Annotated in this window: 18 protein-coding genes and 1 pseudogene; 11 read left to right on the plus strand and 8 right to left on the minus strand. The window is 66.2% G+C overall.

The features are described from left to right. Positions 1-13: 13 nt before the first annotated feature. Positions 14-1,225, minus strand: coding sequence for an SPOR domain-containing protein (locus tag AC1RRP_RS16470; RefSeq protein ID WP_493038058.1), 1,212 nt, complete (start codon positions 1,223-1,225; stop codon positions 14-16). Positions 1,226-1,581: 356 nt separating this feature from the next. Then, positions 1,582-3,786, minus strand: a complete 2,205-nt coding sequence (gene recG / locus AC1RRP_RS16475; RefSeq protein WP_493038060.1) for an ATP-dependent DNA helicase RecG — start codon at positions 3,784-3,786, stop codon at positions 1,582-1,584. 114 nt (positions 3,787-3,900) lie between these two features. Between recG and queA the strand changes: the two genes are divergently transcribed. The 5 genes and pseudogenes from queA to AC1RRP_RS16500 all read left to right on the plus strand — a co-directional run bounded on the left by queA (position 3,901) and on the right by AC1RRP_RS16500 (position 7,678). Beyond that, a complete protein-coding gene (queA, locus tag AC1RRP_RS16480; RefSeq protein WP_493038062.1) occupies positions 3,901-4,950 on the plus strand; it encodes a tRNA preQ1(34) S-adenosylmethionine ribosyltransferase-isomerase QueA in 1,050 nt (349 codons plus the stop codon). Positions 4,951-5,043: 93 nt separating this feature from the next. Then, on the plus strand, positions 5,044-5,538 hold the full coding sequence (locus AC1RRP_RS16485; protein ID WP_493038064.1) for a hypothetical protein: 495 nt from the start codon (positions 5,044-5,046) through the stop codon (positions 5,536-5,538). 70 nt (positions 5,539-5,608) lie between these two features. Then, a pseudogene (locus AC1RRP_RS16490) lies at positions 5,609-5,821 on the plus strand (S-adenosylmethionine:tRNA ribosyltransferase-isomerase); the annotation flags it as partial. 263 nt (positions 5,822-6,084) lie between these two features. Continuing rightward, positions 6,085-6,795 carry a hypothetical protein gene (locus AC1RRP_RS16495; protein WP_493038066.1) on the plus strand — a complete coding sequence of 237 codons (711 nt, stop codon included), beginning with the start codon at positions 6,085-6,087 and terminating at the stop codon, positions 6,793-6,795. Next, positions 6,743-7,678, plus strand: a complete 936-nt coding sequence (locus AC1RRP_RS16500) for a hypothetical protein (RefSeq protein ID WP_493038068.1) — start codon at positions 6,743-6,745, stop codon at positions 7,676-7,678. Before AC1RRP_RS16495 ends, AC1RRP_RS16500 begins: the two co-directional genes overlap by 53 nt. 83 nt (positions 7,679-7,761) lie before the next feature. Here the strand turns inward: AC1RRP_RS16500 and fghA are convergent, their stop codons facing one another. From fghA to AC1RRP_RS16515, 3 genes are all read right to left on the minus strand, one after another. Beyond that, positions 7,762-8,589 (minus strand): S-formylglutathione hydrolase, encoded by an 828-nt coding sequence (gene fghA / locus AC1RRP_RS16505; protein WP_493038070.1) that lies wholly within the window; start codon positions 8,587-8,589, stop codon positions 7,762-7,764. A 20-nt stretch (positions 8,590-8,609) separates the two neighbouring features. Next, positions 8,610-9,719 carry an S-(hydroxymethyl)glutathione dehydrogenase/class III alcohol dehydrogenase gene (locus AC1RRP_RS16510; protein ID WP_493038072.1) on the minus strand — a complete coding sequence of 370 codons (1,110 nt, stop codon included), beginning with the start codon at positions 9,717-9,719 and terminating at the stop codon, positions 8,610-8,612. A gap of 168 nt (positions 9,720-9,887) precedes the next feature. Next, entirely contained in the window at positions 9,888-10,856 is a 969-nt protein-coding gene (locus AC1RRP_RS16515) for a Bug family tripartite tricarboxylate transporter substrate binding protein (protein WP_493038074.1), read from the minus strand. A gap of 101 nt (positions 10,857-10,957) precedes the next feature. On the opposite strand from AC1RRP_RS16515, the gene AC1RRP_RS16520 reads away from it, so the two are divergent. The 4 genes from AC1RRP_RS16520 to AC1RRP_RS16535 are packed head-to-tail and all read left to right on the plus strand — an operon-like array spanning position 10,958 to position 13,734. After that, the gene (locus AC1RRP_RS16520) at positions 10,958-11,677 is read left to right on the plus strand and encodes a class II aldolase/adducin family protein (RefSeq protein WP_493038076.1); all 720 of its coding nucleotides are present in this window, start codon (positions 10,958-10,960) and stop codon (positions 11,675-11,677) included. Between the two features lie 39 nt (positions 11,678-11,716). Then, positions 11,717-12,898, plus strand: a complete 1,182-nt coding sequence (tgt, locus tag AC1RRP_RS16525; protein WP_493038078.1) for a tRNA guanosine(34) transglycosylase Tgt — start codon at positions 11,717-11,719, stop codon at positions 12,896-12,898. A gap of 33 nt (positions 12,899-12,931) precedes the next feature. Continuing rightward, positions 12,932-13,546: a sigma-70 family RNA polymerase sigma factor gene (locus AC1RRP_RS16530; RefSeq protein ID WP_493038080.1), complete on the plus strand. Its 615-nt coding sequence runs from the start codon at positions 12,932-12,934 to the stop codon at positions 13,544-13,546. After that, positions 13,540-13,734, plus strand: a complete 195-nt coding sequence (locus AC1RRP_RS16535; RefSeq protein WP_493038082.1) for a zf-HC2 domain-containing protein — start codon at positions 13,540-13,542, stop codon at positions 13,732-13,734. Before AC1RRP_RS16530 ends, AC1RRP_RS16535 begins: the two co-directional genes overlap by 7 nt. A gap of 3 nt (positions 13,735-13,737) precedes the next feature. On the opposite strand, the gene AC1RRP_RS16540 is transcribed toward AC1RRP_RS16535, so the two are convergent. Together AC1RRP_RS16540 and AC1RRP_RS16545 are read right to left on the minus strand one after the other, a co-directional pair. After that, on the minus strand, positions 13,738-15,603 hold the full coding sequence (locus AC1RRP_RS16540) for a hypothetical protein (RefSeq protein WP_493038084.1): 1,866 nt from the start codon (positions 15,601-15,603) through the stop codon (positions 13,738-13,740). Positions 15,604-15,663: 60 nt separating this feature from the next. After that, complete coding sequence (locus AC1RRP_RS16545) at positions 15,664-17,385, minus strand: cation:proton antiporter domain-containing protein (protein WP_493038303.1); 1,722 nt, start codon at positions 17,383-17,385, stop codon at positions 15,664-15,666. A 145-nt stretch (positions 17,386-17,530) separates the two neighbouring features. On the opposite strand from AC1RRP_RS16545, the gene AC1RRP_RS16550 reads away from it, so the two are divergent. Further along, positions 17,531-18,373 carry a phosphate/phosphite/phosphonate ABC transporter substrate-binding protein gene (locus AC1RRP_RS16550; protein WP_493038086.1) on the plus strand — a complete coding sequence of 281 codons (843 nt, stop codon included), beginning with the start codon at positions 17,531-17,533 and terminating at the stop codon, positions 18,371-18,373. A gap of 2 nt (positions 18,374-18,375) precedes the next feature. Then, complete coding sequence (locus tag AC1RRP_RS16555) at positions 18,376-20,832, plus strand: hybrid sensor histidine kinase/response regulator (protein WP_493038088.1); 2,457 nt, start codon at positions 18,376-18,378, stop codon at positions 20,830-20,832. A gap of 10 nt (positions 20,833-20,842) precedes the next feature. Here AC1RRP_RS16555 and AC1RRP_RS16560 read toward each other — a convergent pair whose 3' ends face one another. Next, positions 20,843-21,883, minus strand: a complete 1,041-nt coding sequence (locus AC1RRP_RS16560; RefSeq protein ID WP_493038090.1) for an HD-GYP domain-containing protein — start codon at positions 21,881-21,883, stop codon at positions 20,843-20,845. Between the last annotated feature and the right edge of the window lie 19 nt (positions 21,884-21,902).

Here is a 21,902-nt window from a genome sequence, read left to right on the forward strand (position 1 = left end):
GCGCAGCGGTCGTTCAAGGCCGCTGGCGTATGACCAGTACCGGCAAGTCCAGCGTCTTGATGCGCAGCGCGGCCTGGTCGGCCTCGGCCTGGCGCATGAAGGGGCCGACACGCACACGCATCAACTTGCCCTTGGGGCTTTCGAACGATTCAGCACCCGCCTCCAGCCCCAGGCCTTGCACCTGGGCCAGCGCTTTCTGCGCGTTGGTCTCCTGGGCGTAGGCGCCCACCTGGATCACCCACACATAACGCTGTTGCGGCGCACTGGCGGCACGGGCCGGGCGAGGAGCGGCCACCGGAGCCGGGACAGCTACCGCGGCGGGGGCAGTTGCCACAGGCGCCACGGCAGGCTCCGTCGGCCGGGCCGGAGCCGCTGCCACGCTGCGGTCTGCGGCGTTGACCATGGCCGGCTTGCCAGTCGTTGCGGGCCGGGCCGTCGAAGCTGTTGGGGGCGCACTCGCGGCCTGGGCCACCCGTGGCGCCTCGGGCACAGCTGGCACCACCGCGGTGGCTGGCACCGGTGCCGCAGCCGGTGCGCTGGCCGCCGTGGCGGGCTGGGGAGCTGCTGTCGTCGCCTGCGGCTCGCTGGTGACAGGCGCGGGGGCCGCGGCCAGCGCACGCACCTGGCCGGAGGGGCCGCCCGCCAGGGCGCGCTCCTCGTGCGTCGCCAACTGGGGCAGCGAACTCTCGACGCCCTGGAAACCGTTGTAGACCGCGAGCACCAGCGCCAGCACCACCGCATTGCCCACGCCCAGCAGCATCAGGCGACGGTTGTCCGGCGCCTGGCGCGACAGCACGGTGGCGGCGTCCCTCACCTCGGGCGAGGTGCGCAGCGCTGTCGATATCTTCTCGTTGCAAGATGTGTAGAACCAGGCGTTGGCATACAGGCCCGGCACCACGAAGGCCACGGTCAGAAGCAGCAGGAAAAGCAGCAGGGCGCTGGTGTCGGAGTAGCTGAACAGCAACTTGCCCACGCCGAAGATCAGCAGTGCCGTGCCGAACAGGGCCGCCACATAGGCCAGGGCCCAGCCCCACATCCGGCGGTACACCAGCCAGTTGAAGGTGGTCCAGTAGGCCGCCCAGTTCCAGCTGCTGCCCGCCTTGCCCTCGCCGTCGAAACGGGCGAAGTGGCGCAGGTAGTAATCCTGTCCGCGCGGACCGATGGTGGCGCGGTAGAGGTAGGCGGTGTCGCCAGAGGGGAGCTTGTGGGTGGGTTCCTTGGCCATCGCTGATGTTCCAGGTATGCCCGAAGTCTAATTCACATTGGCCGCCATGCCACGTCTGGCGTACCATGGATGCTACAAATTTGCAATCAGGGCCTGTTCACACTGATTTCTCAAGATGCGTTGTGGATCAAAAAAGTCTTGCGGTAGGCGCGTGGACGCAGCCGGGGTCACCCCCCGGGCAAGTCCGCGCAACACCCCGCATGGCTTTTTTAGCCACAACCCGAAGGGAACGGGGTTCAAACGGCGCCACTCGTTGTTGCACTCCTAGCGCAGGCGGCCAGCCTGGGCGTCGTCGCGCGCCTAGATTGGCGCCGTTTGCACCCCGTTCGCACTTGAGAAATCAGTGTGAACAGGCCCTACGCCTTCAGGAAATCGGTTCGGCTCCCCAGCCAGCGCATCACGTGGCGCTCGGCCAGGTCCGGGTGGCGGTCCAGCATCACGGGCGCCACCTCGCGGGCCCAGGCCAGCAGGTGGCTGTCTTCCGCCAGGTCGGCAAAACGCAGCAGGGCCGCACCCGACTGGCGCGCCCCCAGGAACTCGCCCGGCCCGCGGATGTCCAGGTCGCGTCGGGCGATCTCGAAGCCGTCGCTGGTCTCGGCCATGGCCTTCAGGCGCTCGCGCGCTGCCGCACTCAAGTGCGGCCTCTCATTTCCGCCCTGGCGCGGCGCATCGCCGGTGGAATACAGCAGCACGCAGGCCGAGGCCGCCGCCCCGCGCCCCACCCGCCCGCGCAGCTGGTGCAGCTGTGACAGGCCAAAGCGTTCGGCATGCTCGATCACCATCAACGTGGCATTGGGCACGTCCACCCCCACTTCGATCACCGTGGTGCTCACCAGCACGCCCATCTGCCCGCCCGTGAAGAGCGACATCACGGCCTTCTTCTCGGCCACCGGCATGCGCGAATGCAGCAGGCCCACCAGCACGCCGGGCAAGGCGGCGCTCAATTCCGCGTGCGTCTCGGTGGCGTTGGTGAGGTCCAGCATCTCGCTTTCCTCGATCAGCGGGCAGACCCAGTAGACCTGCCGCCCCTGCTCCAGCTGGCCACGGATGCGCTGGATCACCTCGTCGCGCCGCTGCTCGGACACCACCTTGGTCACGATGGGGCTGCGCCCTGGCGGCAACTCGTCGATGGTGGACACATCGAGGTCCGCGTAATAACTCATGGCCAGGGTGCGCGGTATTGGCGTCGCCGTCATCATTAACAGATGCGGCTCGATCGCAGACACTCCCTCCCCCGCGCGGGGGAGGGCCGGGGTGGGGGCGAGCACATCGGCGCCGGGCGCAGGGTTGGCCTTGCTTCGCAAGGACAACCTCTGTGCCACGCCGAAACGGTGCTGCTCGTCGATGATGGCCAGCGCCAGGTTCCTGAACTGCACCTGCTCCTGGATCACCGCGTGTGTGCCCACCACCAGGCCCGCCTCGCCGCGCTCGATCAGGCCCAGCATCTCGGTACGCTCTTTTTTCTTCTGGCTGCCCGTGAGCCAGGCCACGCGCACGCCCAAGGGCTCCAGCCAGCCCACCAGCTTGCGGAAATGCTGGTCGGCCAGGATCTCGGTGGGCGCCATCAGCGCGCACTGCCAGCCCGCGTCCATGCAGATCGTGGCGGCCAGCGCGGCCACCACCGTCTTGCCGGAACCCACGTCGCCCTGCAGCAGGCGATGCATCGGTTTATGCAGCGCCAGGTCCTGCGCAATCTCCGTGCACACCCGACGCTGCGCTGCGGTCAGTTGGAACGGCAACGCGGCCAGCAGGCGCTCGTGCAGCGAACCGGGGCCGTTCGTGCGCAATTCGGGTGCGCGCAGGTGCTCGCGCTCGCGACGCGACTGCAGTTGCGACAGCTGCTGGGCCAGCAGCTCCTCGGCCTTCAGGCGCAACCAGGCGGGGTGGGTGTGATCCTCCAGCTGGGCCAGCGAGACATCGGGCGTGGGGTGGTGCAAAAAGGTCAGGGCCTGGCGCAGGTCCCACAGCGGCTTGAACTTGAGCCCGGCCGCCAGCTCGGGCGGGAAGGTGTCGGACAACTCGGCGCGCGCCAGGCCGCCCAGCACCGCCTTGCGCAGATAAGGTTGGGGCAGGCCGGCCACCGTGGGGTAGACAGGTGTGAGCGCCGTGGGCAGATCGCCACTGGCGGCCCGCGTGTGCGGGTGCATCATGGTCCAGCCCAGGAAGCCGCCGCGCAGCTCGCCGCGCGCGCGGATCTTCGTGCCCACGGCCAGGGCCTTCTGCTGCGAGGGGTAGAAATTGAAGAACCGCAGCACGCAGGTGTCGCTGCCGTCGTTCACCGTCACCAGCAGCTGGCGGCGCGGGCGGTAGGCCACCTCGCAGGCGGTGACCTCGGCCTCGATCTGCGCCGTGTCGCCCTCGCGCGCGTCGGCCAGCTTGGTGATGCGCGTCTCGTCCTCGTAGCGCAGGGGCAGGTGCAGGGCCAGGTCGATGTCGCGCTTGAGGTTGAGCTTTTCCAGCGCCTTCTGCGGCAGGCTCTTGGCCAGCGTCGCTTTCACCGGCCCCTCGCCTGCCGCGGGCACGGCTTTATTCCTGGCGGGGGCGGTGGACTTGGTCGGCATGGGACAATTCTGCCTTCTCTTTCACTTGGCACGGGTGTCCCCGCCTTGCGGCGATACCCGTAGGGTGTTTCATGAAATGCATCGCGACCGCGATGCATAGCAGCCATCAAACACATGTCTAACGTCTCTGGCGCTCCGCGCACCCACACCCTCAGCGATTTCGACTTCGAGCTCCCGGCCGAACTCATCGCCCAGCACCCCGCGGCTGAACGCAGCGCCTCGCGCCTGCTCGACGGCCGCGCCGCCACCCCGGTGGACCGCATCTTTCGTGAACTGCCCGGCCTGCTGCAACCCGGTGACCTGCTGGTCTTCAACGACACCAAGGTGGTGAAGGCGCGTCTCTTCGGCGAGAAACCCACAGGCGGCAAGCTGGAGCTGCTGATCGAACGCGTGCTGTCCGGCCACGAGGTGGTGGCCCACATGAAGGTCAGCAAAAGGCCGGCCGTGGGCACGGTGCTGCAGATGACGGGCGGCTACACCGCTGAACTGCTGGGCCGCTGGCCCGATGAGGAGGGGCAACTGTTCCGCCTGCGCTTCAGTGACGAGCCGCACGCGCTGATGGAACAGCATGGCCACGTGCCCCTGCCACCCTATATCGAACACGGCGACAGCGCGGACGACGTGGCGCGTTACCAGACCGTCTTCGCCGCCAAACCCGGCGCCGCCGCTGCGCCCACCGCGGCCCTGCACTTCGACGAAGGCGTGCTGGCGGCACTGGAGGCGCGTGGCGTGAAACGCGCCAGCGTCACCCTGCACGTGGGCGCCGGTACCTTTTCACCCGTGAAAACCGAGAACCTGGCCGACCACCGCATGCACCGCGAGTGGTACGAGGTGCCCGCCGACACGCAGCAAGCCATCGCGGAGGCGAAAGCGAACCGCGGCCGCATCGTCGCCGTGGGCACCACCACCATCCGCACGCTCGAATCTTGGGCGAAAACGGGGCAGGCCAGCGGCGACACCGAGATCTTTATCACCCCGGGCTTTAAGTTCCAGGTGGCCGACCTGCTGGTGACCAATTTCCATTTGCCGAAGTCCACCCTCATGATGCTGGTGAGCGCCTTTGCCGGCTACGAACACATCATGGCGCTGTACCGGCATGCGATCAGCGAGCGCTACCGCTTCTTCAGCTATGGCGATGCGATGCTGCTGGAGCGGTTGCCCTAGTCACAACTGTTACGGCTGCGCCACTTGCGGCGAGGAACGGCCTGCAGCAAGCGCCCGTAGAATCCAGGCGTCAGCTCGCATAAACAATCAGACATGTTGACCCCCGACTTCCGCCCCTCCCAGCTCCCGGAGTTCACCCCGCCGCCGCCGCCGCAAACCAAGCGCATCCGGGCGGCCACCGAATACGCGCTGGTCGCGCTCTCAGGGAGCGTGGGCTTGGTCTATGTGCTGCTGACCAGCTACCTGACCCGCCTTGCGCTGGCGCCCGCCATCACCATCGGAGTGCTGCTGGCCATGCACCTGGGCACGGTGCTCGTCGCACGACTGCGGCAAGGCCTGTGGCTGGGACTGACCGGGCTCGCGATCACCGTGCTGGCGGCCCTGGCCGCACCGGCTGGAGCCGGCATGGCCGACCCCACGGATCGCATGGCGCCGGCGGGCGGCTACCTTCCCTTGTCCCCCACGCCCACAGAGCACTGGGTCGTGCGCAGCGCCCAGGCATTGGCCGATACCGCCGGCCCCATCGTGGTGATGATCGGCGCCCTCATCAGCAGCTGGTTCGCCGTGCACAACGCCAGGCCGAGGTAGGCGGCGGGGATATGCCCCGGCCCCGGCCCCGGCAGCCGGCAGCCGGCAGCCGGGCATCTTCCCGGCATGTGGTGATGCCGAGCTCTTCATCACCTCGGGCTTTGAGTCCAAGGTGGCCGGCCAGCTGGTCAGCAAATCACCTCCCGAAGTCCACCCTCATGATGCTCTTGAGCGCCTTTGTAGGCTACGAACACACCATGGGGGGCTGTACCGGCATGCGATAGCGCAGCGGTATCGCTTCTTCAGTTATGAAGATGAAATGGTGCTGACGCGAACGCAATAAACCAACGTTGGTTTTGGGCATCAATTGGTCACCAGTCGCCGCCGGCCGCACATGATCCGCCAACCCGCCCCGATATCCCTCATTTTGGGGATATACAGGTTGCACTATCGCAGCTACGATGCGAGCGACTCGGCGAACAGCTAGGGCCTTGAATGCCACCCATTGATAACAAAAACTCTTTCGAATCAAACGGGAGTCATTGTGGTGTCGTTCAAGTTAAGCCCCGCCGAACAATCTAGGCCACCTACCTCCCGGAGTGTGAAATGGCGCTGCGTTCGTTATTAATCATGCTCAAAACTAATATTGGCCCGGCCGTTGCCATCGCAGCGACTCTCGTGCTTGCCCCGTTACTGGCGTTTAGCGAAACAACCATTAAAGGGATTCTGGACCGCTGGCTCAGTCAATGCGTGGTCGTACTAGATTCACGTACCGAAAGCAATGGCACAGTTTTGGTTCGCATCCACACATTTGGCGAAATGCCAAAGTCATTACCGATCACTATCGTTGCCAAGACTGGTCTAGTTGAGAGAGTTAGTCTGTTAAATCACGTAGAACAAGGTTCCGCTGGCAGTGAGACAAATCTGCTAGTACACCCACAAGCAAACCAGCGTTGTCCAGGCGCGCTCTGCGAAGAGCAGCCAGTTGCCGCAGAGCGACTGACCATACGCATAAACCCAATGAGCACGAATTACCTCTATCAGCTTCGCGTTCTCACATCGAATGGCCTAGGACCAGAGGATGTAAACACCTACGTTCGCCCACTAAAGGAAGATCATGTTACTTGTCGAGTGGAACGCGCTGCAGCTGCCAACTTCGTTGCACGTCAACCCCGAGAGCTTCAGTTGCTAATTTTTTCGATTGGTTTTGTCGCGGCAACTTTGCTAATCGGTCTACTAAGACGCAAGCCCCAAGGAGTCCAAAATGAACCTCCACCTCGTCGCACACTCCGCGCTAGCGATCGCGTTCATCGCTGATGCGGCTGCGCAGACCAAGGCCGTTACTTTTCAGATAGCGGTTGAAAAGCACGTACTTGGTGAAGGTACGCCACGACCATTTCATGGGGTGGGCACATTTGACCTCCTACGAGGCACTTTACCCATTGACGGCGCGCGATGCCCAGACAAGTCAAACGCCGAGGGTCAAGTAACCTGCGTTGTGCCATGCAAGCATGATGACGCTATTCCCATGGTGGTCCGCGTTCGGCCACCAAGCGACCAAGACGCCCTTGCCGGATGGGCCGCTCCATCAGCAAAAGATATCGAAGTGACCAAGTGCGTAATCAAACCAAAAAAGTTAACAATGGTCTACGAAGATGCTCGTTTTGCTCTGAACGAACTTCTATCCACAAAATACTTTGCTGCGAGTGGCGGAGGGGTATCAACTGGAAGTGCGACATCAAAAATTTGGGTCACGGCCATAACCAAAGACTCCAGTGTCGCGACAAAGGTTGCAGCCACAGCAAAGACAAGCACTGGTCGACTAGAACTCCTTCAACTTCATCAGCTGGCCACCAGCGCGGCTAGCGCACCCAATCTGCAGAAGTCCAATCTATCTATGGAAGAGCGGGAATTGACTGACGCACTTGCCCAATGGCAAGTCTTAAGCAAGAGCGCTTTATTGGAGTCACAAATGTCCCAGACTCTCTCACCTTCTCAACAAAGCAAATACAAGATTCAACCCACCACCGATCTGGCCACTTACAGACTCAACTTGATTCAGGCTGATGAGGCGTTGACCCACGCGCCCAGATCATCTTCCCAACAACGACTCGCTGATGACGTGAAGACCCTCAAGGCTTTACCGGCCACGGGTAGAGGCGCCGCTCCGGCCGACAAGATCATCAATTCATGGCGGTAAGGTTCACCGAACCTTAGGTATCAATTTGCGGATTCCAGTAGCCTGCATAGGGCGCAAGCAATCGCCGTCCGCATAGTACATGCCTACATCCCCCGCGCATGAAACGCAAAGTGGTCCGCCATGAAACTCGCGATGAAGTAATAGCTGTGGTCGTAGCCCGCATGCCGACGCAGCGTCAGCGGGTGGCCCGCCGCTGCACACGCGGCTTCCAGCAGTTCAGGCCGCAGCTGTTTGCGCAGGAACTCATCGGTCTCGCCCTGGTCCACCAGGATGGGCAGGCGCTCGGGGGCCGTGGCCACCAGTTCCACCGCGTCCCACGCCTTCCACGCTGACGTGTCTGCACCCAGGTAGGCCGTGAAGGCCTTCTGGCCCCAGGGCACCTGGCTGGGGGCGACCACGGGGGCGAAGGCCGAGACGCTGCGGTAACGACCCGGGTTGCGCAGCGCGGTGACGAGCGCGCCGTGACCGCCCATGCTGTGGCCGAAGATGCCGCGCGCGTCGGTGGCGGGGAAGTTCTGCTCGATGAGGGCAGGCAGCTCCTGCGCCACATAGTCCGCCATGCGGTAGTGCCGGGCCCAGGGGGCTTGCGTGGCGTTGAGATAGAAACCGGCGCCCTCGCCGAGGTCGTAGCTGTCTTCATTGGGCACGCCGGGGCCGCGCGGGCTGGTGTCGGGGGCGACGAGAATGAAACCGTGACGTGCCGCGTGTTCCTGCGCGCCGGCCTTGGTGATGAAGGTCTGCTCGTTGCAGGTCAAGCCGGCCAGGTAATACAGCACCGGGCAGCGCTGCCCTTCCACGGCAGCCGGCGGCAGGTAGACGCCGAATTTCATCTCACAGCCCAGGGTGGTGGACGTGTGTTTCCAGACTTCCTGGCGGCCGCCAAAGCTGGCGTGGCGCTCGACGCGGTTCATTCTCTTGTTCTCCTCGTGCTTCAGTAATGGATGACGGTGCGGATGGACTTGCCTTCGTGCATGAGGTCGAAGGCTTCGTTGATGTCTTTCAGTTCACGTGTGTGCGTGACAAAGGGCGCGAGCTGGATGTCGCCTTTCATGGCGTCTTCCACCATGCCCGGCAGCTGGCTGCGGCCCTTGACGCCGCCGAAGGCCGTGCCCAGCCAGCGCCGTCCGGTGACGAGCTGGAAGGGGCGCGTGGAAATTTCCTGCCCCGCACCGGCCACGCCGATGATGACGCTCTGGCCCCAGCCGCGGTGCGCGCATTCCAGCGCGGCGCGCATGACGTTGACGTTGCCGATGCACTCGAAGGAATGGTCCACACCCCAGGTCGTCATCTCCACGATGACCTGCTGGATGGGTTTGTCATGGTCCTTGGGGTTCACGCAATCGGTCGCGCCGAAGGTGCGGGCCAGGTCGAACTTGCCAGGGTTGGTGTCGATGGCGATGATGCGGCCGGCTTTCGCCTGCCTGGCGCCCTGGATCACGGCCAGGCCGATGCCGCCCAGGCCAAAGACGGCCACGGTGTCGCCGGGCTGCACCTTGGCGGTGTTTTTCACGGCGCCCAGGCCGGTGGTGACACCGCAACCCAGCAGGCACACCTGTTCATGGTTCGCCGCGGGGTTGATCCTGGCCAGCGAGACTTCGGCCACCACGGTGTATTCGCTGAAGGTGGAGCAGCCCATGTAGTGGTAGATGGGCTGGCCCTGGTAGCTGAAGCGCGTGGTGCCGTCGGGCATGACGCCCTTGCCCTGGGTGGCGCGCACGGCCACGCAAAGGTTGGTCTTGCCGCTCTTGCAGAACAGGCACTCGCCGCATTCGGCGGTGTAGAGCGGAATGACGTGGTCGCCCGGCTTCACGCTCGTCACGCCCTCGCCCACGTCCACCACCACCCCCGCGCCTTCGTGGCCCAGCACCACGGGGAACAGGCCCTCGGGGTCCTCACCGCTCAGGGTGAACGCGTCGGTGTGGCAGACGCCGGTGTGCGTGATCCTGAGCAGCACCTCGCCCTTTTTCGGCGGCGCCACGTCGATCTCGACGATCTGCAGGGGCTGCCCAGCAGCAAAGGCGACGGCGGCGCGTGATTTCATGGGGGCATCTTTCTGGAACGGGAAAACAGAGCAGCGATTGTCGGCCAGATGGCGGGGCCGCACCCCGGCCACGGGCGATAACCCTGCAGCACCTGCAAACCCTAGACAAACAGAAGCCCGGCGGACCGGGCTTCACAGCTCGCGGCTCACGCCGCTGCAGAGGCAGGCTTATTCGGCCTTGATGCCAGCGTGTGCCGTCACGCGCGACCAGCGCACGAGCTCGGACCGCATGAAGTCGGTGGCCTGGTCGGGGTTGAGGAACACGAAGTCGAAACCCATGCCTTCGAGCTTGGCCTTCATCTCGGGCTGCTTGAGCACCTGGGTGTAGGCCGCATGCAGGCGCTTGACCACGGCCGGCGGTGTGGCGGCGGGCGCATAGAGGGCGAACCAGTTGGACACCTCGGCGCCGGGATAACCGGACTCGATCAGCGTAGGGGTCTGGGGCAGCTCGCGGTGGCGCTGCTTGGCGGCCACGGCCAGCACGCGGATGCGGCCCTGCTTGATGAAGGGCAGCGCGTTCTGCAGCGGGCTGAACATGTAGTCCAGTTGGCCGCCCACCAGGTCGTTCATGGCCTGCGACTGGCCCTTGTAGGGAATGTGGTTGGAGCTGGTGCCGGCGAGCTGGTTGAAGTATTCGGCCGTGAGGTGCTGCGAGCTGCCCGTGCCCGCCGAACCGTAGTTGAGCGCACCAGGTTTGCTGCGCGCCAGCTCCACGAAGTCCTTGACGCTGTTGACCGCCACCTTGCTGTTGACCACCAGCGCCACGTCGGTCTGGCCGACCAGGGCCACGGTCTGGAAATCCTTGAGCAGGTCGTAGGGCAGCTTGCGGTAGACCGCCACGTTGGTGGCGATGGTATTGGGCGAGAACAGCAGGGTGTAGCCGTCGGCCCTGGCCTTGGCCACGAACTCGGTGCCGATATTGCCGCCGGCGCCGGTCTTGTTCTCGACCACCACGGGCTGGCCCAGCAGCTCGCCGACCTTCTGGCCCACGGTGCGGGCCATGACGTCGGTGCCGCCACCGGCCGACACCGGCACGATGACCTGGATGGGGCGCTGCGGGAAGCCCTGCGCCATGGCGTGCGAGAGCACAACCGCCCCCAGCGCCAGGCCGGCGGACATGCGATGCAGAAAGTTCACGGCAGTCTCCTCATGTTGTTGAAATCGATCTTATGACGATAATCATACTTACCATTAACCAGCGCAAGTCAGGAAAACACTGACTGCCCAGGAGACCCGACATGAACCCCACCGCCAACCCCGCGCTGATCGACGACCTCGTCATCGCCAACCACATCCTCGTCAACGAAGGCGTGCTCGACGGCTTCGGCCACATCAGCGTGCGCCATGACAAGCAGCCCGACCGTTTCCTGATCGCGCGCAGCATGGCCCCGGGTCTGGTGACGGCCGACGACATCGTGGCCTGCGACCTGGACGGCAACGTACACGACGAACGCGGGCGCAAGACCTATGTGGAGCGTTTCATCCACAGCGAGATCTACCGTTGCCGCCCCGACGTGATGGCCGTCATCCACAGCCACTCGCCGGCCGTCATCCCCTTTGGCGTGACGGGCGCGCGCCTGCGGCCCATCTGCCACATGAGCGGTTTTCTGGGCGCGCAGGTGCCGGTGTTCGAGATCCGGCACACGGCCGGCGAGAGCAGCGACCTGCTGATCCGCAACCAGGCGCTGGGCCAGGCCCTGGCCAGGGACCTGGGCCAGTCGGCCGTTGCGCTGCTGCGCGGGCACGGCAATGTGGTGGTGGGCTTCTCCATCCAGCAGGTGGTGTTCCGCGCCATCTACACGGAGAGCAACGCCCGCCTGCAGAGCGAGGCCATGCGCCTGGGCGAGATCAACTACCTGACGCCGGAAGAGGCCCAGGCCACGTCGGACATGAACGACGAGCACCTGGGCCGGCCCTGGGAAGTCTGGAAGAAGAAGGCGCAGCAAAACCGCTTCTGAGCGCCGGGTGAGGGCAGAGCCTAAAATTCGCCCCTCACCATGCTCAAATTCGAACTGCTCAAGACCGACGGCCACGCGCGCCGCGGCCGCCTCACGCTCAACCACGGTGTGGTCGAAACCCCCATCTTCATGCCCGTGGGCACCTACGGCACGGTCAAGGGTGTGATGCCCCAGAGCCTGGAAGACATGGGCGCACAGATCATCCTGGGCAACACTTTTCACCTGTGGATGCGCCCGGGCCTGGACGTGGTGAAGACCTTTGGCGGCCTGCACCGCTTCGAGAACTGGGGCAAGCCCATCCTCACCGACTCGGGTGGCTTCCAGGTCTGGAGCCTGGGCGAGATGCGCAAGATCTCCGAGGAAGGCGTGCGCTTCTCCTCGCCGGTCAACGGCGACAAGCTCTTCCTCACGCCCGAGGTCTCGATGCAGATCCAGACCGTGCTCAACAGCGACATCGTCATGCAGTTCGACGAATGCACGCCCTATGTCTCGCTGGAGCCCAAGACCAAGGGCCAGCTGACCACCGAGCGCGAGGCGCGGGTTTCCATGGAGCTCAGCATGCGCTGGGCCAGGCGCTGCAAGACCGAGTTCGAGCGGCTGGAGAACCCCAACGCGCTGTTCGGCATCGTGCAGGGCGGCATGTACGAGGCCCTGCGCGACGAATCACTGGCCGGGCTGGAAGAACTGGATTTCCCCGGCATCGCGGTGGGTGGTGTCAGCGTGGGTGAGCCCAAGGAAGACATGCAGCGCCTGATCCGCCACGTCGGCCCACGGCTGCCGGCGCACAAGCCGCATTACCTCATGGGCGTGGGCACACCGGAAGACCTGGTCTACGGCGTGCAGCACGGCATCGACATGTTCGACTGCGTGATGCCCACGCGCAATGCGCGCAACGGCCACCTGTTCACGCGCTTTGGCGACCTGAAGATCCGCAACGCGCGCCACAAGAGCGACGAGCGCCCGCTGGACGAGACCTGCAGCTGCTACGCCTGCGCCGGCAAATCGGGCGTGCCCTACCAGCAGGGCGGGCGCGAAGGCTTCAGCCGCGCCTACCTGCACCACCTGGACCGCTGCGGCGAGATGCTGGGCCCCATGCTGGCCACGGTGCACAACCTGCACTACTACCTGAACCTGATGCGCGAGGTGCGCGCCGCGCTGGACGCGGGCACGTTTGGCGCCTTCGTGTCGCAGTTCCACGTCGAGCGCGCGCGCGGCGTCTGAGCCCTGTAAGAAAACCGGCCCGGCGCGCGACCCATGGAGCCCACGGACACCCCCCCGCAAACGCGCGAGCCCGTCGCCAACGAGCACCTGGCCGCCATCCGCCCGGACATGCTGCGCTTCGCCCGCCTGCAGCTGCGTGACGCGGCGGCCGCCGAAGACGCGGTGCAGGAAGCCCTGCTGGCCGCGCTGGCCAACGCCCGGCAGTTCGCCGGCCGCTCCGAGGCCAAGACCTGGGTCTTCGGCATCCTCAAGAACAAGATCGTGGATGTGATCCGCCAGCAGAGCCGCAGCAGCAACATCTCGTCCTTCTCGGACGGCGAGGAAAGTCTGGACCAGACCTTTGAAACCCTGTTCAAGGACAACGCGCACTGGACACCCGCCTCGCGCCCGCGCGACTGGGGCAGCCCCGAAGCGGCGCTGCGCCAGCAGCACTTCTGGGGCGTGTTCGAGGTCTGCCTCAACCACCTGCCCGAGAACACCGCGCGCGTCTTCATGATGCGCGAGTTCCTCGATTTCGAAACGCCCGAGGTCTGCCAGGAGCTGGGCATCACGGTGAGCAACTGCAACGTCATCCTGCACCGCGCGCGCAATGCATTGCGCCTGTGCCTGGAACGCGGCTGGTTCACCGAAGGAGAAAAGACTTGCTGAACTGCAAACAGGCCAGCCACCTCATGTCCGAAGCCCAGGACCGCAAGCTCGCCCTGGGCGAGCGCCTGCCGCTGCGCCTGCACCTCTACATGTGCGTGGGTTGCCGCAACTACGGCAAGCAGCTGGACTTCCTGCGCGCCGCCACCCGCGAACTCAAGGGCGGCAGCGAGCCGGTCCGCAAGGACTAGGCTTCAACGCCACTGATCCCTTAGCACCCACGCAAAGGCTGCCAGCAGGACGACGGCCACGATGCCGAAGTACAGGGCCCAGGGCCGCTTCTTCTCGGCATAGGGATCGGTCAGCGCGCGCTCGGCATTGGGCGGCAGCTGTGCCACCTGCGTGAGCGAGGTGCCGAAGGGGATGTTGATCTTGGCGCGCGCATTGATGGCCCAGCCGTTGGCGTCCAGGATGGGGCCCAGGTTGCGGCTGCGCAGCTTGAACCAGGCCAGGATGACCGCGGGGCCCGAGATGGCCAGCATGAGCCCGGCCAGCGCAAACGGCACCTGCCACCACTTGAGCGCCAGCAGGCCCACCAGCACCGAGGCCAGGGCCGTGCCGATGGCGCCCACAGCCAGGCCGATGGCGGCAAAGATACCGGCGAACTTGCCCACGTCGAAAGGCGGCGGGGGCGTGGCCGGTGCGGCGGGGGCAGCAGCCACCTTTTTGCTGCCGTCCACCACGGCGGCGCTCAGCTTCTCGTCCGAGGCCTTGGCCTTGCTGGCGGCGATCTTCTGCAGCTGCTCGCCGACAAAACGCGCCAGCCGCTTGTAGGGCGACCAGAAGGCCTGGCGCAGGCTGATCGGGTGGTCGATGATCTTGGCGATGGTGGCGTCCCAGTCGCGGCCCAGGCGGTCGTAGAAGACGCCGTTGCGGCTCACCATGAGCTGGTCCGAGTCACCCGCGGTGAAGGCCGCGGCGATGCTGAGCTTCTCGGCGCCGCGGGTGCAGTCGCAATACACCAGGCACATGCGCGAGAGCGTGGCCAGCGCGGCGTGGCGACCCGCGTCGTTGACGGCCACGCAGAGCTCGGCCGAGCGGCCGTCCAGGTAGAGCGTGCCGACCTGGAAGGTGGCCTTGCCCTGGCGTGTGTAGAAATCACGGAAGGCCACGAAGTTGTTGGCCAGGGCCAGCAGGTCGCGCACGTAGTGCGCCAGCCGCTCCAGCTGACGCACGGCGTCGGCCTCGACGGCCGCATCGGGCTTGGCGGCCAGCCAGGCGGCATAGGGGGCGAGCTTGTCCTTGAGCGCCGTCCAGTCGGCCTCGGTCAACAGCGCGCGCTCACCCAGCAGCGGCTGGACGGCGGCTAGCCGCAGGGTGGCCATGCGTTCCGCCCAGGCCGGGTTGAGCCCGCTGCCCAGCGGCAGCGCGACACCGGCCTGCACATGGGCCAGCGGCAGCGCGGCAATGCTTTCGGTATCGGTCTTCAAGGTCGCGCCCCCGAGCGCGGCCAGCGTTGCATCCGCCGCGTTGAGGGCCGCACCGGCACGCGCATCGAAGGCCGCCAGGCGGCAGCGCACGAACCAGTCTTCCACCTTCTCGGCCACGGCCACCAGGGCCGCGTGGGCTGCGGCGGTGGCGTCGCCCAGCGGGCGGGCGGCCTGGCCGGCCGCTTCCCAGGCGGCCAGCGCGCGTTGTGCGTGGCGGGTCTGCGCGGCATTGGCGGCGGCGACCGTCACCAGACCGTCCGTGCCGGCTATGTCGGCGAGCAGCTCGCGCGCGGCGGTGGCGATGGCGGCGCCCTCCTCGTCGTCGTCGCGGATGGCCGCCAGCGGCACACCCGGGAGTTTCTGCGCCAGCACATTGCTGTCTTTCAACCGGGCAGCAGCCCAGGCCACGGCGGCGATCAGCTCGGGCGCGCGGACCTGGCCGTCACCATCACCGTCGACAAATGACAGGGTGCGGGCGTCGAACTCGATGCCCTTGACGGGGCAGGACAGCGCCACCCAGAGTTTCTGGTCCAGCTGGCCGATGTTGAGCAGTTCGGCCGCGGTGTCCAGGCGGACCTGGTCGAAACCGCCGGCGCGGAAAAAACGCCAGTGCGTCAGGGCTGTGGTCATGGAACGGTCCTCCTCAGGGATTTGCATTTCATCTTAACCCCAGCCCTGCCGGCCCGTAGCTCAGGAGCGCAGGGTCACATGGCCGTGGTGCGGGCGCATGCGGTCCAGCACCTGGGTGCTCATGCTGCGCGAGAGTTCTTCCTTGCCCAGGAAGACCGTGCCCAGGCCCTCCTGGCGCAAGAGCCGGGCTTCGTCTTCGCTGAGGGTGCGCAGCAGGATTTCAATCGGCGGGTTGAGCGCGCGCGCCGTCTCCACCATGCGACGCGCGCGCATGGAGTCGGGCGGCGTGATGACCAGCATGGCGGCGCGTGCGATGTGCGCCTGGATCAGCACCTCGGGCTCGGCGGCGTCACCGCTGACGGCCGGGATGCCCTCCTTGCGCAGTGCCTCCACCAGTTCGCGGTTCTGCTCGGCCACGACAAAAGGAATCTCCTGCTCGCGCAGCTCGGCTGCCATGCGCCGGCCCACGCTGCCGTAGCCCACCAGCACCACCTGCCCCGTGAGCTGCTTCGGGTCGGTGGACATGGGCAGCTCGGCCAGCGGGTCGTCGCGCTGCTCGAAACGGCGCACCAGCTCGGAACGCTGGCGCAGCCAGGCCTGCAGGGGCCCGATGGCGGCGAAGAGAGCCGAGTTGGCGGCGATCGAGATCAGCGCCCCGGCCAGCACCAGGCTCTGCCCCTCGGCCGGCATCAGCTTCAGCGCCACGCCCATGCCGGCCAGGATGAAGGAGAACTCGCCGATCTGCGCCAGGCTGGCGCCGATGGTCAGCGCGGTGTTGAAGGGGTAGCGGAACAGCAGCACCAGGCCGATGGCGGCCAGCGTCTTGCCCACCATGATGATGGCCACCACCGCCAGCACCTTGAGCGGCTGCTGCCAGAGCACGGCCGGATCGAACAGCATGCCGACCGAGACAAAAAACAGCACGGCAAAGGCGTCACGCAGCGGCAGCGATTCGTCGGCCGCGCGGTGGCTGTACTCGGATTCGCGCATCATCATGCCGGCGAAAAAGGCACCCAGCGCGAAGGACACGTCGAACAGCAGGGCCGCGCCGAAGGCCACGCCGATGGCCGCGGCCACCACGCACAGGGTGAACAGCTCGCGCGAACCGGTGCGCGCCACCCACCACAGCAGCTTGGGAAACACACGCCGCCCCACCACCAGCATCACGGCGATGAAGGCCGCCACCTTGGCCAGGGTCAGGCCCATGGTGGTCCAGAGTTCGCCGGCGTCGGCCGCCTTGCCGGTACCGGCCTCACCCATGACACCGGCCAGGGCCGGCACCAGCACGAGCACCAGCACCATGACCAGGTCTTCCACCACCAGCCAGCCCACGGCGATGCGGCCGTTGATGCTGTCCAGCAGGCCCTTGGCCTCCAGCGCGCGCAGCAGCACCACAGTGCTGGCCACCGACAGGCACAGGCCGAAGATCAGGGCCCCGCCCCAGTGCCAGCCCCAGGCCATGCTGGCGCCCATGCCCAGCGCCACGGCCACGCCGATCTGCACGATGGCGCCCGGCACGGCGATGCGCCGCACCGCCAGCAATTCACGCAGGGAAAAATGAAGACCGACGCCGAACATCAGCAGCATCACGCCGATCTCGGCCAGCTGGCCGGCCAGGCCGACATCGCCCACGAAGCCCGGCGTGGCCGGGCTGATCACCACGCCGGCCAACAGGTAGCCCACCAGCGGCGGCATTTTGAGCTGGACAGCCAGCAGGCCCAGGATCATCGCCAGGCCAAAGCCGGTGGCGATGGTGGCGATGAGGCTGACGTCATGGGGCATGGTGGCTATCATGAAGGAATCGTGAAATCGTAGCGTCCTGAAGGGATACAAGGCCGCCGCACTCTGGCGCACGTCCGCTGGCTGGGGTAAGCTGGACCCGGCGCGCCGGCTCCGCCCTCGCCGCCTGCACAGAACACCGTCGACCATGAAAAAACACCTGCTGGCGCTTGCCGCCGTCCTGCTGATGCTCACCCCGGCCTGGGGCCAGCCTGCCAATGGCGGCTACCGCTACTCACCGGTCAACCAGTTCGACATCAACCTGACGGCGGCTTACTGGAACCCGATCATCCAGTACGTCTCCGAGAAAAGCGGGGTCAAGCTGAGCCTGAAGATCGGCCGCACCTCGGCCGACACCACGGCCTATGTGCTCACGCAGGAAGTCGAGTTCGTCTTCTCCAACCACCTCTTCAGCCCCGAACGCGAGCAGCTGGGCTGGAAGGTCTTCGGCCGCCGTCAGATGCCCGCCATCCAGGGCCAGATCGTCGTGCCCGCCGATTCGCCCATCACCGAGCTGGCCCAGCTCAAGGGCGAGGAAGTCGCCTTCCCCGGCCCCGAGGCTTTCATCGCCTACAAGGTGCCGTATGCGCAACTGCTCAACCGCGGCATCGACATCAAGGTGGTGTTCGGCGGCAACCAGAACGGCGCGCTGGCGCAGCTCTTCGCCGGCAAGGTCAAGGCGGTGGGCGGCAACTCCCAGCTGATCGAGGGTTACGCCAAGCGCGAGAACCGCAAGTTCCGCGTGCTGTGGTCCTCCGATCCCTTCCACGACCTCGCGCTCATGGTCTCGGGCAAGGTGCCGGAGCAGGACGCGCAGGCCGTGGCCCGGGCTTTCCTGAACATGCACAAGGACCCCAAGGGTCTCGACATCCTGCACCAGACCTCGCAGAAGGTGGGGCTGCCGATCGACGCCTACTTCATCCCTGCCGGCGCGGCCGACTACGAGTCCTATCGCAAGTTCTACCAGACGGCACCGCCCTCGCTGCGCTGAGCATGCCCACGCCGCTGATCAACCTGCTGCCCAACTCGCTGGTCAAGCGGGTCTTCGCGCTCTATGCGGTCACCATGCTGCTGTTTGTCGGCGCGGGCACCTGGCTGTTCCTGCACTACCAGTTCACACAAGAGATCGAAGGCGTCCAGCAGTCCGCCACCATGCTGGTGGAGGCGACCGCGCAGACCATCACCGACAGCGCGGTCATCGGCGACTACGACACCATCCAGCGCACCCTGGACCGCGGCATCATCCAGTCGCAGTTCTCCTCGGCCGCCTTCATCGACCTGCGTGGCGGTGTCGTGAAAAGCCTGAACAACTCGGGCCCGGAAGGCTATGTGCCAGGCTGGCTGCGCGCGCAGGTGGGCTCGCAGCTGTACGACATCAACCGCACCATCTCGGTGGGCGGGCATGACTACGGCGTGCTGCGGCTGGAATTTGCGGTGGACGTGGTGGCACTCCACCTCTGGAACCTGCTGCTGGCCGCGCTCGGCCTGTCCATCGCGAGCCTGCTGGGCGGCCTGCTCCTGATCTGGTACTCGCTGCGCCGCTGGATCTCCTCCTTCCAGCGCATGGACACGGTGCTCTCCGCCAGCGACCCGCAATTCGAGAAACTGGCCGGCGAGATGGTGCTGGCCGTGCCCGAGGAATTCCGCGCCACGTTCGAGGCCCTGCACCGCGCCTCGGGCAGCCTGCGCCTGGAACTCCGGCAGCGCGAGCAGGCCCTGGCGGCGCTGCGCCGCGTGCTCTCCAACCTGCTGCCCGACGCGCCGTCCCCCGAATCCCAGAGCATGGACATCGCCGCGCTGTCGCGGGTGGTGCTGCAAGTCATCCAGGAGCGCGAGGGCAGCCGCCAGGCGCTGCAGGACGCCATGCAGGCGGCCGAGGCGGCCAGCCGCGCCAAGAGCGAATTCCTGGCCGTGATGAGCCACGAGATCCGCACCCCCATGAACGGCATCATCGGCATGACGACGCTGACGCTGGAGACCGAGCTCAGCGCGCCGCAGCGCGAATACCTCAACCTGGTCAAGAAGTCGGCCGACAGCCTGCTGGCCATCATCAACGACATCCTGGATTTCTCCAAGATCGAGGCTGGCCAGCTGACGCTGGACCTGCGCCCCTTCCGCCCCCACTCGCTGGTGCGCGGCACGCTCAACAGCCTGGACACCCAGGCCCGCCTCAAGGGCCTGCGCCTGGCCTACGAGCCGCAGCCGACGGTGCCGCCCCACCTCATCGGCGACCCGGGCCGCCTGCGCCAGGTCCTCATCAACCTGATCGGCAACGCCATCAAGTTCAGCAAGCAGGGCGTGGTGCAGGTGCGCGTGCTGCGCCAGCCCGATCAACGGGGGCAGGCGGTCCTGCGCTTCGAGGTGCACGACCAGGGTGTCGGTATCGAACCCGACAAGCAGAAGGTGATCTTCGACCCCTTCACCCAGGCCGATGCCTCCATCACGCGCCACTTCGGCGGCACCGGCCTGGGCCTGGCCATCTGCGCCAAGCTGGTCCGCGTCATGGGTGGCGAAATTGGCGTGCGCAGCGCCCCGGGCCAGGGCAGCACCTTTTTCTTCACGGCCGCCTTCGACATCGACCATAGCGAATCGAACAGCGACATCATGTCCCTCTCCGGTGCAGAAGACGCGTCGGACGCGGTCAACAGCCTGCGGGTCCTGCTGGTGGAGGACAACGAGATCAACCAGAAGCTCGCCCTCAGCCTGCTGGAGCGCGAGGGCCACGACGTGGATGTCGCCCCCGACGGCGCCGAGGCCGTGCGCATGACGACCCAGTCCGACGCCCCTTATGACCTGATCCTGATGGACATGCAGATGCCGGTCATGGACGGCCTGGAGGCAACCCGCCGCATCCGCGCCCACGAGCGCAACACGCGCGAGCATGTGCGCATCGTGGCCATGACGGCCAACGCCATGACCGGCGACCGGGAGCGCTGCCTGGCCGCCGGCATGGACGAGTACCTGGCCAAGCCGATCAAGCTCGATGAGTTGAGGGCCGCGCTACGCTGGCAGGACGCCGGCTACAGCCCCGCCACCGTGCCGGGCGCCTTGAGCGCCGCGCCGCCAGCGGCGCCCTCACCCCGGGTTGCCGCGGTGGCGAAGCCGGCCGCGAGCCGGGCGTTTGATTACGCCGCGGCCCTCGCCAGCGCCGACGCCATGGTGGTCCGCATCATTGGTGACTCCTTCCGCAGCAACTGGCCCGTCCAGGTTCAGAACCTGCACACGGCCGTGGCGCAAGCCGATGCGCCGCTGCTCCAGCGCAGCGCCCACACCTTGCGCGGGATCGTGGGGCACTTCGGCGCGGCACCGGTCGACACCCTGAGCCGCCAGATCGAGCTGCTGGGCGCCAAGGGCAGCGTGGACCAAGCCGCGGCCCTGGTAGCGCAGCTGGAAGCCGAACTGAAGGCGCTGGACCTGGCGCTGACCCGGTTCCTGAGCCAGCCGGCCTGAGCAAGGTGGCTCAGTGCTCGGCGGCGAAGCGCCGGCGCACGGCCTGCACCTCGTCCAGCCGGTCCAGGAACACGTCCACGCACTGCGGGTCGAAATGCAGGCCGCGCTGCGCGCGCATGAACTCCACGGCGCGGTCCATCTCCCACGCCGCCTTGTAGGGGCGGGCCGAGGTCAGCGCGTCGAACACGTCGGCCACGGCCACGATGCGCCCCACCAGCGGAATGGCGTCCGCCTTCTGCTTCAGCGGATAGCCGCTCCCGTCGTATTTTTCATGGTGGCTCAGCGCGATGGTGGCCGCCATCTGCAGCAGCGGCGAGTTGCTGTCCGACAGGATCTGGTGGCCGATCACCGGGTGCTGCTTCATGATGGCGAACTCGGCGTCGTCGAGCTTGCCGGGCTTGAGCAGGATGTGGTCCGGGATGCCCACCTTGCCCACGTCGTGCATGGGCGCGGCCTCCAGGATCAGCTGCTGCTGCTCCAGCGGCAGGCCCAGGCGCACGGCGATCATCCAGGAGTAGTGCGCCATGCGCTGGATGTGGTCGCCGGTCTCCGGGTCGCGAAATTCAGCCGCGCGAGAGAGGCGCAGGATGGTCTCGCGCTCGCGCCGCACGATCTCGTCGGTCGCCTTGAGCACTTCCTCGGCCAGCCAGCTGGCCCGGTCCTCCAGCCGCTTCTGGCTGGCGCGCAGGGCCAGCATGTTGCGCATGCGCGCCCTGAACTCGATCCTGTCCAGCGGCTTGGTCAGGAAATCGTTGGCACCGGCTTCGAGCGCGCTGTAACGCACCGTCAGCTCGTCATTGGCCGTCACCATCAGCACGGGGACATCGGCGCGCCCGGGCACGGCGCGAAAACGCTGGATGAAGTCGATGCCATTCAGCGCCGGCATCATGTAGTCCACGATCACCAGGTCGGGCTCGGTGCCCTGGCAATGCGCCAGTGCCTGCAGCGGATCGGTGAAGGCCTCCACCTCGTGCGACTCGCCCAGCTGGCTGATGAAATGCTTGAGCAGGAGCAGATTGGCTTCCACATCGTCGATGATCACTATCTGCATGGCGGGTCCGTTCGGGCAT

The organism is Hylemonella sp. GW821-FHT12C09 (assembly GCF_058807395.1).

What these genes read in the sequence shown, in the direction of transcription:
- AC1RRP_RS16470 (WP_493038058.1), bottom strand. Translation starts at nt 1,225, where the DNA reads ATGGCCAAGGAACCCACCCACAAGCTCCCCTCTGGCGACACCGCCTAC.
- recG (WP_493038060.1), bottom strand. Translation starts at nt 3,786, where the DNA reads ATGCCGACCAAGTCCACCGCCCCCGCCAGGAATAAAGCCGTGCCCGCG.
- queA (WP_493038062.1), top strand. Translation starts at nt 3,901, where the DNA reads ATGTCTAACGTCTCTGGCGCTCCGCGCACCCACACCCTCAGCGATTTC.
- AC1RRP_RS16485 (WP_493038064.1), top strand. Translation starts at nt 5,044, where the DNA reads ATGTTGACCCCCGACTTCCGCCCCTCCCAGCTCCCGGAGTTCACCCCG.
- AC1RRP_RS16495 (WP_493038066.1), top strand. Translation starts at nt 6,085, where the DNA reads ATGGCGCTGCGTTCGTTATTAATCATGCTCAAAACTAATATTGGCCCG.
- AC1RRP_RS16500 (WP_493038068.1), top strand. Translation starts at nt 6,743, where the DNA reads ATGAACCTCCACCTCGTCGCACACTCCGCGCTAGCGATCGCGTTCATC.
- fghA (WP_493038070.1), bottom strand. Translation starts at nt 8,589, where the DNA reads ATGAACCGCGTCGAGCGCCACGCCAGCTTTGGCGGCCGCCAGGAAGTC.
- AC1RRP_RS16510 (WP_493038072.1), bottom strand. Translation starts at nt 9,719, where the DNA reads ATGAAATCACGCGCCGCCGTCGCCTTTGCTGCTGGGCAGCCCCTGCAG.
- AC1RRP_RS16520 (WP_493038076.1), top strand. Translation starts at nt 10,958, where the DNA reads ATGAACCCCACCGCCAACCCCGCGCTGATCGACGACCTCGTCATCGCC.
- tgt (WP_493038078.1), top strand. Translation starts at nt 11,717, where the DNA reads ATGCTCAAATTCGAACTGCTCAAGACCGACGGCCACGCGCGCCGCGGC.
- AC1RRP_RS16530 (WP_493038080.1), top strand. Translation starts at nt 12,932, where the DNA reads ATGGAGCCCACGGACACCCCCCCGCAAACGCGCGAGCCCGTCGCCAAC.
- AC1RRP_RS16540 (WP_493038084.1), bottom strand. Translation starts at nt 15,603, where the DNA reads ATGACCACAGCCCTGACGCACTGGCGTTTTTTCCGCGCCGGCGGTTTC.
- AC1RRP_RS16545 (WP_493038303.1), bottom strand. Translation starts at nt 17,385, where the DNA reads ATGCCCCATGACGTCAGCCTCATCGCCACCATCGCCACCGGCTTTGGC.
- AC1RRP_RS16550 (WP_493038086.1), top strand. Translation starts at nt 17,531, where the DNA reads ATGAAAAAACACCTGCTGGCGCTTGCCGCCGTCCTGCTGATGCTCACC.
- AC1RRP_RS16555 (WP_493038088.1), top strand. Translation starts at nt 18,376, where the DNA reads ATGCCCACGCCGCTGATCAACCTGCTGCCCAACTCGCTGGTCAAGCGG.
- AC1RRP_RS16560 (WP_493038090.1), bottom strand. Translation starts at nt 21,883, where the DNA reads ATGCAGATAGTGATCATCGACGATGTGGAAGCCAATCTGCTCCTGCTC.